The following is a 14,653-nucleotide window of genomic DNA, read 5'->3' on the forward strand; positions in this document are numbered from 1 at the left end:
AATCCCGAATCTCTAATCCCCAAAATCCCATGCCCATCGAAATCGAACGCAAATTCCTGGTCACCGGCGAGGGCTGGCGCAGTGCCGCGCATGCGGTGATCCCGATGGCGCAGGGCTATATCAACGACCAGGCGGCGATGCGCAGCGGTGCGCAGAACGCGTCGGTACGGGTGCGCATCCAGGGCGAGGGCGCGTTTCTCAATCTGAAATCGCGTGAGGTGGGGCATACCCGGCAGGAGTTCGAATATCCGATTCCGGTGGTCGAGGCGCGTGCGCTGCTGGCGCTGTGTGTCGGCGGTCTGATCGACAAGCGCCGGCACCTGGTCCAGTACCAGGGGCATGTGTGGGAAGTGGACGAATTCCTCGGCGACAACGCCGGGCTGGTGGTGGCCGAAATCGAACTCGGCGATGCCGAGGAGGCCTTCGCCAAACCCGAGTGGATCGGCGCCGAAGTCACCGACGATGTGCGCTATTACAACCTGGCCCTGGCCTCGCACCCGTTCAAGCACTGGAGCGGGGATTTGTAGGTCGGGATTCGGGATTGGGCATTCGGGATTCGTAAAAGCTAACGCGATGCATTGGACTTGGGCTGATTGCGGCGCGACACCCCCAATCTCTTCCTTGGTATTGGGTTTATGCTTTGCGAATCCCGATGACGAATCTCCAATCCCCGCCCATGCGCATCGATATCTGGTCTGACGTAGTCTGCCCCTGGTGCTGGATCGGCAAGCGCCGTTTCGAGCAGGCGGTGGCCGCACTCGGTGCGCAGGCACCGGCGCTGGACATCCATTACCACGCCTTCCAGCTGGACCCAGATGCTGGCCTGGAGCCGACCCCGCTGCGTGATGCGCTGGCGCAAAAGTTCGGCGGTGCTGCGCGCGTGGAGCAGATGCTGGCGCAGACCCAGGCCACTGCGCGCGCCGAAGGCCTGCCGTTCGATTTCGGGCGTGGGCAGGTGCAGGTCAGCACGTTGCGCGCGCATCGGCTGATCTGGCTGGCCAGCCGCGAGGGCGATGTCCAGGCTGTGATCGAAGCCTTGTTCCATGCGCATTTTGCCGAAGGCCAAGACGTCGGCGCGACCGCAACGCTGGTGACTGCCGGGGCCGCTGGCGGTCTGGACGAGGCCCGCGTGCGCGCGCTGCTGGACTCCGACGAAGGCGTCGTTGCCGTCGAGGCGCAACTGGCGCAGGCCGCTGCGCTGGGAATCCGTGCGGTGCCCAGTTTCGTCATCGATGGACGCAGCCTGATCCAGGGTGCGCAGCCGCCGGAGAGCTTTGCGCAGGCACTGTTGCAGCTGGCCGCCGAATCGGCGCCAATCGGTGGTCCCGATGCCTGCGGGCCGGACGGCTGCGCGGTGTGAACGGCCGGCGGCGTGTGGCAACGGCCTGCCGCTGACGAGATGACGCGGCCCACTCCATCGAGGACGGTTGCGGTGATCGGCGCCGGGCTGGCAGGGCTTGCCTGCGCGCAACGGCTGCAGGCTTCGGGGTTGGCTGTGACGTTGTTCGAGCAGGGCGACCTGCCCGGCGGACGCATGCGCAGCTGTGGCGGCGCTGGCTGGCAGTGCGATCATGGCGCGCAGTATTTCACCGCCCGCGACCCGGCGTTTGCCGCGGTGGTGGAGGCATGGATCGCGCGCGGCGTTGCGGCGGTCTGGCCTGCGCGCGTCGCCAGTTGGGATGGCACCCACCTGCGTGCGTCGCAGGGCGGGTTGACGCGCTTTGTCGGCGTGCCGGACATGGGCGCACCGGCGCGTGCGCTGGCGGCGTCCCTGAATGTTCGGTTGGGCGCCTCTGTGCGATCGCTGCAGCGCAGTGGCGACACCTGGCAACTGGAGGTGACAGAAGACCGAACGACACGCAACTGCCGCTTCGACACCGTATTGCTGGCGGTACCGGCACCGCTTGCAGCTGCATTGCTGGCGGACAGCGCGCCCACGCTGGCGACGACGGCCGCCAACGCACGGATGCAGCCGGCCTGGGCGGTGGTGCTGCGTTTCGATATGCCGGTCGACCCCGGGTACGACGCATTGTTCGTCAACGCCGGTCCGTTGCGCTGGGTGGCACGCAACGCCAGCAAGCCGGGCAGGGATGGCATGGAAACCTGGCTGCTGCATGCCACTGCCGACTGGAGTCGGGCGCATCTGGGCGCAACGCCTGAAACGGTGACTGCCAGCGTGTTGCCCGCGTTGGCCGCGCTCGGCCTGCCCCTGCCGCAGTCCTGCGATGCGTATCGCTGGACGGTGGCCAGCACTGAGCCTGCCTTGCAGATCGGCTGTGCCTGGGATGCGCCGTTGAGCATCGGCATCTGCGGCGACTGGTTGGCCGGTGGCAAGGTCGAAGGGGCCTGGCAGAGCGGTGTGGCCTTGGCTGCGCGTGTGTGTGCCGGCGATGCCGCCTGCAGTGGGCAGGAGTGATGCGGTGGCATGCGCGGCGGGAGATATGCGCTGGCGTGTCGATGCAGAGCGCGTCTGCACGCCAGGCCGTTCGCCAACGCAAACGGGCCGCGCAGGCATGACAGACCACGTGCCGCTATGCAGTGCGCGCGCGCGTGCGACCTCGATCGTTGCGACGCTTTGTGCGCGTGCACGCGTCCGGCATAGATGAGCAATCCTGAGGCGACCGCAGCCGAGCGTCACCCGCAGCCAGCCGCACACACGCTGCGCCTGGTCCTGGGCGATCAGCTCAACCCGCAACACAGCTGGTTCGATGCCACCGATGCGGGCGTGGTCTACGTGCTGATGGAAGTGCGCGAGGAAACCGACTACGTGCTGCACCACGCGCAGAAGATCCTGGCGATCTTCGCGGCGATGCGTGCGTTTGCCGCGCGTCTGCGGCAGGCCGGTCATCGGGTGCGTTACGTGGCCATCGACAATCCCAGTAATCGGCAATCGATTCCCGCCAATCTGGACGCGTTGATGGCGCATTACCGCGCCAGCCAGCTGGAGTATCAGGCGCCGGACGAATGGCGGCTGGACGAAGCATTGCAGCACTGGTGCGCGCGGCAGCCGTTCGCCACGCGCATGGTCGACAGCGAACATTTCCTGACCGAGCGCGATGAGGTGGCCGGGTGTTTTCGCGCTGGCGGCCAATGGCGCATGGAAGTGTTCTATCGAAAGATGCGCCGCCGGCACCGGATCCTGCTCGATGCCGCAGGCGAGCCGGAAGGCGGACGCTGGAATTTCGATCACGACAACCGTGCGCCATGGCCAGGCGATCCGCCCGCACCGCAGGAGTGGCGCGCCGCGCACGATCACCGCGCGCTGTGGAGCGTCATCGAGGCGGCCGGGGTCCGTAGCTTCGGCGCGCCGAATGCCGATGCGCTGCCGTGGCCGCTGGACCGCGACGAAGCCTTGCAGCACCTGGATGCCTTCATGACGCATGCGTTGCCGCACTTCGGTCGCTACGAAGATGCGATGAGCACGCGCAGCCCGCGGCTGTTCCATTCGCTGCTGTCGTTCGCGCTCAACGTCAAGCTGCTGCATCCGCGCGAGGTGATCGCGCGCGCGGAGGCGGCCGTGCATGACGGGCATGCGCCGCTGGCATCGGTGGAAGGCTTCATCCGCCAGATCCTGGGCTGGCGCGAGTACGTGCGCGGCGTGTATTGGTCGCAGATGCCCGGTTACGCGCTGTCCAATCGGCTCGACCAGCATGCGCCGCTGCCGCACTGGTTCTGGGATGGGCAGATCGGCATGCGCTGCCTGGCCGATGCGATCGGCAATTCGCTGACCAACGCGCATGCGCACCACATCCAGCGGCTGATGGTGATCGGCAATTTCGCGCTGCTGGCAGGGCTGGACCCGCAGGCCCTGCATCGCTGGTACCTGGGCATCTACATCGATGCATTCGAGTGGGTGGAGCTGCCCAATACGGTCGGCATGAGCCAGTTCGCCGACGGCGGCCTGCTCGGCAGCAAGCCGTACATCAGCGGCGCGGCCTACATCGACCGCATGAGCGATTACTGCGGTGGCTGCCGCTATCAGCGCAAGGTGCGGGTGGGCCCGCAGGCCTGTCCGTACAACGCGCTGTACTGGGATTTCCTGGCGCGGCAGCGCACGCTGCTGGGCGCCAACGAGCGCCTGGCGCTGCCCTACCGGCAGCTCGACGCCATGGCACCGGAGGTACTGGAGCAGGTGCAGGCGCAGGCCGCGCACTGGCGGGCGAATCTGGAGGTGCTCTGAGCTGCAATCGAAGGGCAGCGGCAGGGCCGAGACGGCCGGAAGCACGGGCCTGCCTGAATGCGCGATCTGACGCTGCAACGCGCATCTGCGACAATGCCGCGCTGCGCCAACGTGGCGCCTGGCCCGGGAGTCCCCCAACATGCTTCTGATCGGCGTTGCCGGTACCGAACTCAGCGCGCAGGAACGCGACTGGCTGCAGCACGACGCGGTCGCCGGTGTGGTGCTGTTCAAGCGCAACTTCGCCTCGCGCACGCAGGTGGCCGAGCTGTCCGCGTCCATCCGCGCGGCCGCACCGCGCCCGGTGCTGATCTGCGTGGACCAGGAAGGCGGGCGCGTACAGCGCTTTCGCGACGGCTACAGCGCCCTGGCGCCGCTGCAGAGCTTCGGCGCGCAGTATGCGCAGGACCCCGAGGCCGCGCTCGCCGCGGCGCGCGCGCATGCGCAGCTGATGGCCAGCGAAGTGCGTGCCAGCGGCGTGGACCTGAGCTTCGCGCCGGTGGTGGATCTGGGCCGTGGCAACCGGGCCATCGGCGATCGTGCCTTCAGCGATGATCCGCAGATCGTGGCCAGCTTCACCCGCGCCTATGTGCAGGCGCTGCACGGTGCCGGCATGGCCGCCACGCTCAAGCATTTCCCCGGCCACGGCACCGTGCTGGAAGACACCCACGTCGACCATGCCAGCGACCCGCGTCCGCTGGAGGTCCTGTTGGCCGAAGATCTGCTGCCGTTTATGGCCGGCATCGAGGCCGGTGCCGACGCGGTGATGATGGCGCACGTGGTCTACCCGCAGGTCGCCCCGGAACCGGCCGGCTATTCGCCGCGCTGGATCGAGCAGATCCTGCGCGGGCAACTGGGCTTTCGCGGCGTGGTGTTCTCCGACGACATCGGCATGGCTGCCTCGTTCAGCGCCGGCGGCGTGGCCGGCCGGGTGCATGCGCATCTGGATGCCGGTTGCGACGTGGTGCTGGTCTGCCACCCGGAACTGGTCGACGAATCGCTGCAGGCCGTGCAGGGCCGCAGCCTCAACACCGCAGCATTGATCGGCCTGATCGGCCGCGGCGCGCTGGGCTGGGATGGCCTGCTCGCCGGCTCCGACGCCTCATTCACCACTCCCCTTTCCGCCTCTTTCGGAACAACTGCCTGATGTCCACGCTCACCATTTCCCAGGCCCTGGCCCAAGCCGATCTGCTGGTCGACCGCCCTGCCATCGATGCGGCTGTCGCCAGCATTGCCGACGCGATCGCGCGCGACTATGCCGGCGAAGTGCCGGTATATCTCACCATCATGCACGGCGCGTTGCCGTTCTCCGGGCAGCTGGCGCTGGAGCTGGGCGCACGCGGCCAGGACCTGCAGTTCGATTACCTGCATGCCACCCGTTACCGCGGCGAAACCACCGGCGGCGAGCTGGTGTGGAAGCACCGTCCGGCCACTGCGCTGTTCGGTCGCCGGGTGATCCTGGTCGACGACATCCTCGACGAGGGCTACACGCTGCAGGGCGTGCGCCAGTGGTGCCTGGAGCAGGGCGCCACCGACGTGCGCGTGGCGGTGTTGACCGTCAAGCGTCACGACCGTTGCGTGCCTGGTGTGGCCGCCGACTACGTCGGCGTGGAAGTGGCAGACCGTTACGTGTTCGGCTTCGGCATGGACGTCAACGAGCAGCTGCGCGGCATTCCCGCCATCTACGCGATGAAGCAGTAACTGCCCCAGTTTGCCCGCGTCGCTGCGGGCAGCCCGGCGCGCAGGGCTGCGCGTCACCATTCTGTCCTTCGTTGCAGAGGTTGCTTGTGTCCTCCACTTCCATCGCATTGGCCGTCATCGGCGGCACCGGCGTCTACAAGCTCGCACAGCTGGATCAGGTGCAGACGCACGACATCGAAACACCGTATGGCGCGCCCTCCGGCCCGATCCGCGTGGGCATGTTGCTGGGCCACCGCGTGGCATTCCTGGCGCGTCATGGCGAAGGCCATTCGCTGCCGCCGCACAAGGTGAATTACCGCGCAAACATCGCTGCGCTGCAGCAAATCGGTGCTGCGCGGGTGCTGGCGCTCAATACCGTCGGCGGCATCACCGAGCAGTTCGGCCCACGCGTGCTGGCGTGCCCGGATCAGCTGATCGATTACACCTGGGGCCGCGTGTCCACCTTCTGCGAGGAGCCGGGCAGCGAGGTGCAGCACGTGGATTTCGGCCATCCGTATTCGCCGATGTTCCGCAGCAAGGTCATCGCCGCCGCCAAGGTGACCGGCGTCACGATGGTCGCCGGCGGATGTTACGGCGCAACCCAGGGACCGCGACTGGAAACGATTGCAGAGATCGCCCGCATGCGTCGCGACGGCTGCGATCTGGTCGGCATGACCGGCATGCCCGAAGCGGCTCTGGCACGCGAAAAAGGCCTGGAATATGCATGTTTGGCGATCGTGGCCAACTGGGCGGCCGGCTGTGGCGACGCGCAGGAAATCACCATGGCGGAGGTGTTGGCCAACGTCGATGCCGCCTCGTCCGGATTGCCGGAGCTGATCGGCGAACTTGCACGCGGGTGATTGTCATCGGGGCATAAGCTTTGCATACTCGGCGCGTACGCATCGCCGTACACCACCCATTAATTATTGCAAAGGTCTCGCATCACCATGCCGAACGGTACCGTCAAGTGGTTCAACGACGCCAAGGGATTTGGCTTCATCTCACCGGAGGACGGCAGCGCCGATGTCTTCGCGCACTTCTCCGCGATCAACTCCAAGGGCTTCCGCAGCCTGCAGGAAGGCCAGCGCGTCAGTTATGACGTGACCCAGGGCCCCAAGGGTGCCCAGGCTTCGAACATCACGCCGGTCGAGTGATGTGACTCGATTGTGCGGTTGAAGAACCCCGCCACGGCGGGGTTTTTTTTGCATCGGCCCATGCGGGGTCGGTGCCGTCCAGGGAGCAAAGGACATGCAGCGAGCATTGCGCATTGCGGTAGTGGGTTATGGAACGGCGGGGCAGGCACTGGCGGTGCTGCTGGGCGCCGACGGCCACCGGCTGGACGTGTTCGAACGTGCCGCCACGCCAGGGCCGGTGGGAGCGGGCTTCCTGCTGCAGCCCAGCGGGTTGCAGGTGCTGTGGAAGATGGGCCTGCTGCCACAGGCGCTCGCGCATGGCGCACCGGTGCGCCGGCTGTATGGCGAAACGCCGTGCGGACGCGCGGTGATGGACATGCAGTACCGCGATCTGGATGCGCGGCTGATGGGCCTGGGGATGCAGCGCGGCGCCTTGTTTACGCTGTTGCGCGAGGCCTGGCCGGAGCACGCGCAGCTGCATGTGGATACCCGGATCACCGCGATCGATCACGACGGCGCGCGCGTGCAGGACCAGCGCGGGCACTGGCATGGCCCCTACGATCTGATCATCGCCGCCGATGGTTCTGCGTCGAGCTTGCGCGCGCAGGCGCAGGGCACGCGGCTGGATCGGGTGTATCCGTGGGGTGCGTTGTGGTGCTTGCTGCCACGCGAGGACTGGCCGTTCGTCGATGAGTTGCGCCAGCGCTATGTCGGCGCGCGCAAGATGATCGGCCTGCTGCCGGTGGGCACGCGCCCGGGCGACGCCACCCCGCGGCTGAGTTTTTTCTGGAGCCTGCCGTGCAGCGATTTTGCCGCGTGGGAACAGCGCGGCATTGCCGCATGGCGGCAGGAGATTGCGCAGATGTGGCCGGATGCATATGCGCGTCTGGAAACCGTGCAAGTGCATGGCGCATTGGCGCGTGCGAGTTATCGCGATGCGGTGGTCACGCGCTGGCATCGCGGCCGCTTCGTGCTGGCCGGCGATGCCGCGCATGCGATGAGTCCGCAGCTGGGGCAGGGCGTCAACATGGCGCTGCTGGATGCGTTGGCGCTGCGCGATGCCTTGCGGGTCGGCGCCGATCTGGATGCGGCCTTGCAGCATTATCAGCGCGAGCGCCAGGCGCATGTGGCGATCTATCACCGCTGGAGCCGTTGGCTGACACCGTTGTTCCAGTCCGAACGCGATCTCTGGGCGCACGGGCGCGATCTGCTGCTGCGCCCGATGGGACGCGTGCCCGGCGGACGCGGGCATATGCTGCGGGTGCTCAGCGGCACCCAGCACGGCTGGTTCGGCAAGCTGGCACTGGCGCCGGACTTTGTGGACGCGTTGGCGCAACCGGTGCCGCGTGTTGCCGTCGACAAGGCCGAAGCGGCCGCATAGAAGAAGCGGCGGCCTACGCAGTGCCGCGCCCGCTAACGCACCGGCAATGCCAGCGCATCGTCTTCCACGCAGGCGACCAGGCGCTCGCCTTCGACCAGCGTTGGCACGATGCCCGCGGTGAAATGCGAGAACGCCGGCAGGATGGTGACGCGCTCGCGCAACCAGAACGCCGGCCAGCGACGCGACATGCCGGGCAGCGCAGCCAGCGGATGCAGGTGCCCGCACAGCACATGCCCGGTCGGATGCGGCAGCGGATCGTGGCGCAGCACGAAGGGGCCATCTTCTACCTGTTCGCCGGCCGCTTCGATATGCAGGTCGGCGCCCGCCAATGCGCGGTCGTGATTGCCGCGGATGGCGATCACGCGCAACGCGCAATGGCGCTCGCGCCATGCGCTCCAGCGGCGATGCCAGGCCGCGCGCGGTACGGGGCCGTGCAGCAGGTCGCCGAGGATCCATAATGCGTCCACCGTGCGCTGTTGCAGCAGCGCATCCAGCCGCTCCAGATCGTGCGCGGTGCCGCCGGCCGGCATTCCGATGCCGGCGCGACGGAACACATCGGCCTTGCCCAGATGCAGGTCGGCGATCAGCAAGGCGCGTTGCGCCGGTCGATACAGCGCGCGTTCGCCCAGCAGTTCCACTGTTTCGCCGGCCAGCTGCAGTTGCACGCTATCGCCCATGTTTACGCTCCAGTTGTTCGGCAGCGCGCAACACGCGGGCCTTCCAGTCTTCGGTACTCAGTTGGCCGCGCACGCGTTCGGCCCATAACGGAAACGACAGTGGGGTGAGGCTGCGCGGTTTGCACAGGCGCAGTTCGCGCCGCGCGCAATCTTCCAGTGCATGCGCAAGCCGCGCCAGTTCGAGCTGACCTTCGAACACTTCGCGCTCGGCCTGGGCAAGCAGCAGGTGATCGGGGTCGAAACGTTGCAACACGTCGTACAGCAATCCGCTGGAGGCCTGCAGCTGCCGCAGGCTGCGTGGTGCACGGCCAGGCAGCGATGGCGACAGCAAGCCGGCCACGCGCGCGATCTCGCGGAACTGGCGGCGTGCCAGTTCGCCTAGGTTGAGGCTGTCGCGCAGATCGGCAAACAAACCCTCCGGCGACAGCAGCGCCTGCAGGACGCCCGCATCGAGTTCCACATCCTGCGCCGGCGACAGCACGAATCCGTAATCGTTGGCAGCAAAGCTGAAGGTATTGCGCTGACGCCTGCCCCAGCGCGCTGCCAGCAACGCGGCCAGCCCTTCGTTGACCTGGCGGCCAGCGAACGGATACACGAACACGTGCCGGCCATCGCGCGCCTTGATGCTTTCCACCACCAAATGGTCCGGGCCGGGCAGCGAGGACAGCGAGGCCTGCAGGCGCAGCAACGGCGCCAGCGCCTGCATTTCCGGCGCGTCGCTGGGATCGGCAAACACCGCTTCGACCTCGCGCCCCAGGGCCGAGGACAACGGCATGCGCCCGCCCATCCATTTGGGCACCACGCCGCTGCCACCCTTGGCCACGCGCACGTAGGCGGTCATGTCTTCCAGCCGCACCAGCTCCAGCAAACGGCCGGCAAACTGAAACCGATCGCCACGGCGCAGGCGGCCGACGAACTGCTCTTCCACCGCGCCCAGGCGGCCGCCGCGCAGGAACTGCACGCGCACGCTGCCGTCGCTGGTGATCGTGCCGATGGACAGGCGGTGCCGCAGCGCGACGCGCCGGTCGATGACCCGGTACACGCCTTCTTCGTCGCGCACGACCTTGTGGAAATCGGGGTAATGCGCCAGCGCACTGCCGCCCTGCACGATGAAGTCCAGTACCGCCTGCCAGGTGGCGTGATCCAGTGCCGCAAACGCATCGGTGCCGCGCACCTGCTCGAACAAGGCATCGGCCTGAAAACCGCCGCCCAATGCCAGGGTCACGCAGTGCTGCGCCAACACGTCCAGCGACAGGCGCGGCGGCGGCCGTGCCTCGATCTGGCCATGCACGATGGCGCGCCGCGCGGCGGCGTATTCCACCAGTTCCAGCGCATGCGAGGGCACGCACACCACATGCCCGGATTCGCCCGGACGGTGGCGCGCGCGGCCGGCACGTTGCAGCAGGCGCGCAATGCCCTTGGGGCTGCCGACCTGCAGCACCTGATCGACAGCCGGGAAATCCACGCCCAGGTCCAGGCTGGAGGTGGCGACCACGCAACGCAGGCTGCCGTCGCGCAGGCCTTGCTCGGCCGCCGCGCGCAAGGACGGGTCCAGCGAGCCGTGATGCAACGCGAGCGTGGCCAGATCGTCCGGCCACACCGCACTCAAGGCCTGATGCCACAACTCGGCCTGGGCGCGCGTATTGGTGAACACCAGGCTGGTGCGCTGCTGCATGATCTTCTGCAGCACGCGCGCCAGCTGCGCCAGGCCCAGATGCCCGGCCCACGGAAAGCGCTCGCCGCTGTCGGGCAGCAGCGTCTCCAGGGTCATCGCGCGGGGTTTGACGCCCGACACCAGCGCGGCATCGGGGCGATGCGGCAACAGCACGTCGCGTGCCTGCGCCAGGTTGCCCAGCGTTGCCGACAGGCCCCAGATGCGCAGCTGCGGCGCCCAGCCGCGCAGCCGCGCCAGGCACAGTTGCAGCAGCACGCCACGCTTGTTGCCGAGCAGCTCATGCCATTCGTCGACGATCACGCAGCGCAGCGCCGACAGCTGCGGCGCGGTGTCGGGATACGACAACAGCAAGGCCAGCGATTCGGGCGTGGTGACCAGCACATCGAGCTTGCCGCTGCGCGCCAGCCGCTTGTCGCGCGCGCTGGCATCGCCGGTACGCAGGCCCACCTGCCAATCCACTCCCAGGGCCTCCACCGGCTCGCGCAGCGCGCGTGCGGTATCGGCGGCGAGTGCGCGCAGGGGCGTGATCCACAGCACCTGCAGCGTGCGTTGCTGTTGGCGTCGCGCGGCCGTGGCGGGCTTGCTCGCCGGCTTGCGTCCACGCGTGGACAAGGCCTCCAGCAGCGGCCCACCGAAGGCTGCCAGCGTCTTGCCGCTGCCGGTGGGGGTATGCAGCAAGCCGGACTCGCCCGCGAGATAGCGCTTCCACACATCGCGTTGAAACGGCAACGGCGCCCAACCGCGCTGCGCGAACCAGGCACGCCATTGCTGCAAGGGCGTGCCGCGCGTCTGCGCCGCAACACTCACCGTGCCAGCGCCTGCAGGCTGCTCAGGTGATCTGCCTCGCGCATCGGCTTGTCCTGTCGCCAGCGCAGGATGCGCGGGAAACGCACCGCAATGCCGGACTTGTGCCGCGCGCTGCGGTTGACCGCTTCGAACCCCAGTTCGAAGACATGATGCGCGGTGACCGCACGCACCGGGCCGAAGCGTTCGGTGGTGTTTGCGCGGATCCAGCGATCCAGTTGCAGGATCTCCTTGTCGTCCAGCCCCGAGTAGGCCTTGGCGATCGGCACCAGCTGGCCCTCGTGCCACAGCCCGAAGGTGTAGTCGGTATACAGCGTGCTGCGGCGGCCATGTCCGGCCTGCGCGTACAGCAGCACCGCATCGATGGTGAGCGGGTCGATCTTCCATTTCCACCAGTCGCCGCGGCGGCGGCCGGACTGGTAGCTGGAGCTGGCGCGCTTGAGCATCAGCCCTTCCACGCCGCGCTCGCGCGCATCCAGGCGCAGCTGCGCGGCCGCCTGCCAGTCGCCGGCCTGCACCAGCGGCGAGGCGACGATGCGCGGGTCGGCGAGCGTGCTCAGCACGCCTTCCAGCAATGCGCGACGCTCCTGCAAGGGGCGCTCGCGCAAATCCTCGCCATCGAGTTCGAGCAAGTCGTAAGCGACCACGCGCGCCGGCGCCGCCGCCAATGTCTTCGGCCCGGGCTTGAGCCGCTGGATGCGCGTCTGCAAAGCGGTGAACGGCATCGGCAAGGGCTGCTCCGGTTGCCAGGCCAGCAATTCGCCATCGATGACCGTGCCGTCGGGCAACTGCAGCGCGGCCTGTTCGATCTCCGGGAAACGGCCATCCAGGCGTTCCTCGCCACGCGACCACAACGCCGCTTCGCCAGCGCGCCGGATCAGCTGCAGGCGAATGCCGTCCCATTTCCATTCCAGCAACCAGTCATCGAGCGCGCCCAGCGTCTCGACCTCGGCTTCGAGTGGCGAGGCGAGAAAGAACGGGTAGGGCTGCTGCCGATCGCCGGGCAGTTCCTCGGCGGTCAGCAGGGTGGCCAGATAGCCCGGATGCGGCCGCCAGCTGCCGAGCATGCGCTGTGCAATGCGCGCGATCTCTATCCCGGACATCTCCGCCAGCGCCTGCTGCACCAGTCGCTGCGACACCCCCACGCGCAGGGCGCCGGTGAGCAGTTTGTTGAACACCAGGCGCTCGTCGAAGGCCAGGCTGCGCCACGCCTGCACGATGCAGGCCTTGCGCACTTCCACGTCCTGGTTGGCTATCGGCAGCAACCGCTGTTCGATCCACTCGGCCAGCGGCAGATCGGCCGCCTCGGTGATCGGGTCGTCCAGCAACAAGGCCAGGGTCTCGGCCAGATCGCCGACATGGTCGTAGCTGTCGGCCACCAGCCAGTCGGCGATGCCGGCGGTGTCGGTGATCCATTCGCGCAGTTCGCCGCTGCTGGCGATGCGCATGCGCGTGCTGGCCACCTTGCCACCGGCCAGCAGGTACAGCGCCCACGCCGCATCGAACGGTGGCGCACTGCGGAAATACGCGACCAAGGCTGCACGCTTGTCGAGCGTGCCGGTGCTGCGATCCAGGGTGCGGTACAACGCGGCAAATCGCTTCACGCCGGGCCCTGCAGCTTGGTGCGGTTGTCGGCAGCACGCAGTTCCAGCGCGCGCCGCGTAAATGCGCCCAGACAGCGCGGGCGCCGGTAAGGCCGTGGCGGCCCGATCACCGCCGCCGGCAATGCGCGGTGCACGCGAAACGCCAGTGCGTGGCGACGGAACGCGAGTGCGCCGGTCAAACGGATCCGTGGGCGCGCGCGCGCATAACGACGTGCAGGCAAGGGGTTCATTCCTCGGCTCCGAAATCGGTACGGAAGGCTTCAGCAGCGACGCCGCGTTCCAGCAGGTGCTGGATCAAGGCATCGGTGTTGCCGTGGGTGGCGATCACCCGCCGTGCGCCGGTGTCTTCGATGGTGCGCAGCAGGTCCGGCCAGTCGGCATGATCGGACACCACAAAACCGCGGTCGTAATTGCGCCGACGGCGATTGCCGCGAATGCGCATCCAGCCAGATGCGAAACCCTGTTGCGCATGCCGGAAGCGACGGATCCAGGCGCTGCCGGCCGCCGATGGCGGCGCCAGAACCAGTTGCCCGGCGTAGTCGGCGCCACGCGCATGTTCGCTGACCGGTTGGGTATCCAGCATCGGGATGCCGGCCTGGCGATACACCTCCACGCCCACCGCGATCGCGCCATGCAGCAAGGCCGGTTGCGTATCCCAGGCGCGCAATTCGGCCAGCACGCGTTGCGCCTTGCCCAAGGCATAGCAATACAGAATGGCGGCCTCGCCGCGCTCGGCGCATTCGTGGCGCCAGGCGACGATGTCGGCCGCGACATCGGCGGTATCCGGCCAGCGATACACCGGCAGCCCGAAGGTCGCCTCGGTGATGAAGGTGTCGCAGGGCACCACTTCGAACGGTTTGCAGGTGGGATCGTGCTGGCGCTTGTAGTCGCCCGATGCAACCCAGACTTCGCCATCCACCTCGATGCGCACCTGCGCCGAGCCGAGCACATGCCCGGCCGGATGCAGCGACACCCGCGCGCGTCCCAGCTCGAAGGCTTCGCCGTCGGCATGCGTGTGATAGACCTGCTCGCCCAGGCGCCACTGCAGGATCGGCAAGCTTTCGTGCGTGCAGTGGTATTCGCCCATGCCGCTGCGTGCGTGGTCGCCATGCCCATGCGTGATCACCGCACGTGGCACCGGCCGCCAGGGATCGATATGGAAGTCGCCCTGCGGGCAATACAGGCCTTCGGGGCCAAGCACCACCAGATCGCCAAGTTGTCCGTTGCCGTTGCGCATGCGGCAACTCTGGCCAAGCCGGTGTGCAGATCCTGAGAATGGGAATGGCACGCATCGACGCACCACTGCGGCAAGGCCTGCAGATCGCAATCGCTAGTCGAGCCAGTGCGCGATCAAGGCAAGGCCATCGACTCGAGCAAGCGCCTGGCGTGGCGTGAGCTGGCCGTCAATGCAGCATGCCCGCCGCCAGCTCGCACCATTGCGTATCGAATAATCAGTCAGCACTCGAAAATCGAACACCCACGTAGGCGCTGGCCCGCATCATCCGCCCCGACTCCCGACTCC

At 67.6% G+C, this 14,653-nt stretch carries 14 protein-coding genes; 9 read left to right on the forward strand and 5 right to left on the reverse strand.

The features are described from left to right. Positions 1 to 29: 29 nt before the first annotated feature. The 9 genes from ACCQ04_RS06535 to ACCQ04_RS06575 all read left to right on the forward strand — a co-directional run bounded on the left by ACCQ04_RS06535 (position 30) and on the right by ACCQ04_RS06575 (position 8,371). A complete protein-coding gene (locus tag ACCQ04_RS06535; protein ID WP_226426643.1) occupies positions 30 to 527 on the forward strand; it encodes a CYTH domain-containing protein in 498 nt (165 codons plus the stop codon). A gap of 149 nt (positions 528 to 676) precedes the next feature. Beyond that, the gene (locus ACCQ04_RS06540; protein ID WP_046342108.1) at positions 677 to 1,360 is read left to right on the forward strand and encodes a DsbA family oxidoreductase; all 684 of its coding nucleotides are present in this window, start codon (positions 677 to 679) and stop codon (positions 1,358 to 1,360) included. Positions 1,361 to 1,399: 39 nt separating this feature from the next. Then, complete coding sequence (locus ACCQ04_RS06545; protein WP_226426642.1) at positions 1,400 to 2,416, forward strand: NAD(P)/FAD-dependent oxidoreductase; 1,017 nt, start codon at positions 1,400 to 1,402, stop codon at positions 2,414 to 2,416. 186 nt (positions 2,417 to 2,602) lie between these two features. After that, positions 2,603 to 4,180: a cryptochrome/photolyase family protein gene (locus ACCQ04_RS06550; RefSeq protein ID WP_054591660.1), complete on the forward strand. Its 1,578-nt coding sequence runs from the start codon at positions 2,603 to 2,605 to the stop codon at positions 4,178 to 4,180. Between the two features lie 139 nt (positions 4,181 to 4,319). Next, entirely contained in the window at positions 4,320 to 5,324 is a 1,005-nt protein-coding gene (nagZ, locus tag ACCQ04_RS06555; protein ID WP_024938024.1) for a beta-N-acetylhexosaminidase, read from the forward strand. Beyond that, positions 5,324 to 5,878: a hypoxanthine-guanine phosphoribosyltransferase gene (locus ACCQ04_RS06560; RefSeq protein ID WP_016903731.1), complete on the forward strand. Its 555-nt coding sequence runs from the start codon at positions 5,324 to 5,326 to the stop codon at positions 5,876 to 5,878. The genes nagZ and ACCQ04_RS06560 overlap by 1 nt, the downstream gene beginning before the upstream one ends. An 86-nt stretch (positions 5,879 to 5,964) precedes the next feature. Further along, positions 5,965 to 6,717, forward strand: coding sequence for an S-methyl-5'-thioinosine phosphorylase (locus tag ACCQ04_RS06565; RefSeq protein ID WP_039809937.1), 753 nt, complete (start codon positions 5,965 to 5,967; stop codon positions 6,715 to 6,717). Between the two features lie 87 nt (positions 6,718 to 6,804). Then, positions 6,805 to 7,011, forward strand: coding sequence for a transcription antiterminator/RNA stability regulator CspE (gene cspE, locus ACCQ04_RS06570; RefSeq protein ID WP_003488188.1), 207 nt, complete (start codon positions 6,805 to 6,807; stop codon positions 7,009 to 7,011). A gap of 94 nt (positions 7,012 to 7,105) precedes the next feature. Continuing rightward, positions 7,106 to 8,371, forward strand: coding sequence for an FAD-dependent oxidoreductase (locus tag ACCQ04_RS06575; RefSeq protein WP_167708644.1), 1,266 nt, complete (start codon positions 7,106 to 7,108; stop codon positions 8,369 to 8,371). A 32-nt stretch (positions 8,372 to 8,403) separates the two neighbouring features. Here the strand turns inward: ACCQ04_RS06575 and pdeM are convergent, their stop codons facing one another. Genes pdeM through ACCQ04_RS06600 form a run of 5 tightly spaced genes read right to left on the reverse strand, consistent with a single transcriptional unit; the run spans position 8,404 to position 14,368 of the window. Then, positions 8,404 to 9,048, reverse strand: a complete 645-nt coding sequence (gene pdeM / locus ACCQ04_RS06580) for a ligase-associated DNA damage response endonuclease PdeM (protein WP_039528406.1) — start codon at positions 9,046 to 9,048, stop codon at positions 8,404 to 8,406. After that, complete coding sequence (locus tag ACCQ04_RS06585; RefSeq protein ID WP_226426640.1) at positions 9,038 to 11,530, reverse strand: ligase-associated DNA damage response DEXH box helicase; 2,493 nt, start codon at positions 11,528 to 11,530, stop codon at positions 9,038 to 9,040. The genes pdeM and ACCQ04_RS06585 overlap by 11 nt, the downstream gene beginning before the upstream one ends. Next, positions 11,527 to 13,131: an ATP-dependent DNA ligase gene (locus ACCQ04_RS06590; protein WP_226426639.1), complete on the reverse strand. Its 1,605-nt coding sequence runs from the start codon at positions 13,129 to 13,131 to the stop codon at positions 11,527 to 11,529. Before ACCQ04_RS06590 ends, ACCQ04_RS06585 begins: the two co-directional genes overlap by 4 nt. Further along, the gene (locus ACCQ04_RS06595) at positions 13,128 to 13,361 is read right to left on the reverse strand and encodes a hypothetical protein (protein WP_039528398.1); all 234 of its coding nucleotides are present in this window, start codon (positions 13,359 to 13,361) and stop codon (positions 13,128 to 13,130) included. The genes ACCQ04_RS06590 and ACCQ04_RS06595 overlap by 4 nt, the downstream gene beginning before the upstream one ends. Next, complete coding sequence (locus tag ACCQ04_RS06600) at positions 13,358 to 14,368, reverse strand: ligase-associated DNA damage response exonuclease (RefSeq protein ID WP_065031828.1); 1,011 nt, start codon at positions 14,366 to 14,368, stop codon at positions 13,358 to 13,360. The genes ACCQ04_RS06595 and ACCQ04_RS06600 overlap by 4 nt, the downstream gene beginning before the upstream one ends. Positions 14,369 to 14,653 lie beyond the last annotated feature (285 nt).

This window comes from Xanthomonas sp. NCPPB 2866 (assembly GCF_041475745.2).
Lineage (GTDB): Bacteria > Pseudomonadota > Gammaproteobacteria > Xanthomonadales > Xanthomonadaceae > Xanthomonas > Xanthomonas arboricola.

Bases quoted from the DNA above. Each gene is read 5' to 3' on its own strand.
- pdeM (WP_039528406.1), bottom strand. From the start codon at position 9,048: ATGGGCGATAGCGTGCAACTGCAGCTGGCCGGCGAAACAGTGGAACTG.
- ACCQ04_RS06595 (WP_039528398.1), bottom strand. From the start codon at position 13,361: ATGAACCCCTTGCCTGCACGTCGTTATGCGCGCGCGCGCCCACGGATC.
- cspE (WP_003488188.1), top strand. From the start codon at position 6,805: ATGCCGAACGGTACCGTCAAGTGGTTCAACGACGCCAAGGGATTTGGC.
- ACCQ04_RS06550 (WP_054591660.1), top strand. From the start codon at position 2,603: ATGAGCAATCCTGAGGCGACCGCAGCCGAGCGTCACCCGCAGCCAGCC.
- ACCQ04_RS06575 (WP_167708644.1), top strand. From the start codon at position 7,106: ATGCAGCGAGCATTGCGCATTGCGGTAGTGGGTTATGGAACGGCGGGG.
- ACCQ04_RS06600 (WP_065031828.1), bottom strand. From the start codon at position 14,368: ATGCGCAACGGCAACGGACAACTTGGCGATCTGGTGGTGCTTGGCCCC.
- ACCQ04_RS06560 (WP_016903731.1), top strand. From the start codon at position 5,324: ATGTCCACGCTCACCATTTCCCAGGCCCTGGCCCAAGCCGATCTGCTG.
- ACCQ04_RS06545 (WP_226426642.1), top strand. From the start codon at position 1,400: ATGACGCGGCCCACTCCATCGAGGACGGTTGCGGTGATCGGCGCCGGG.
- ACCQ04_RS06535 (WP_226426643.1), top strand. From the start codon at position 30: ATGCCCATCGAAATCGAACGCAAATTCCTGGTCACCGGCGAGGGCTGG.
- ACCQ04_RS06540 (WP_046342108.1), top strand. From the start codon at position 677: ATGCGCATCGATATCTGGTCTGACGTAGTCTGCCCCTGGTGCTGGATC.
- nagZ (WP_024938024.1), top strand. From the start codon at position 4,320: ATGCTTCTGATCGGCGTTGCCGGTACCGAACTCAGCGCGCAGGAACGC.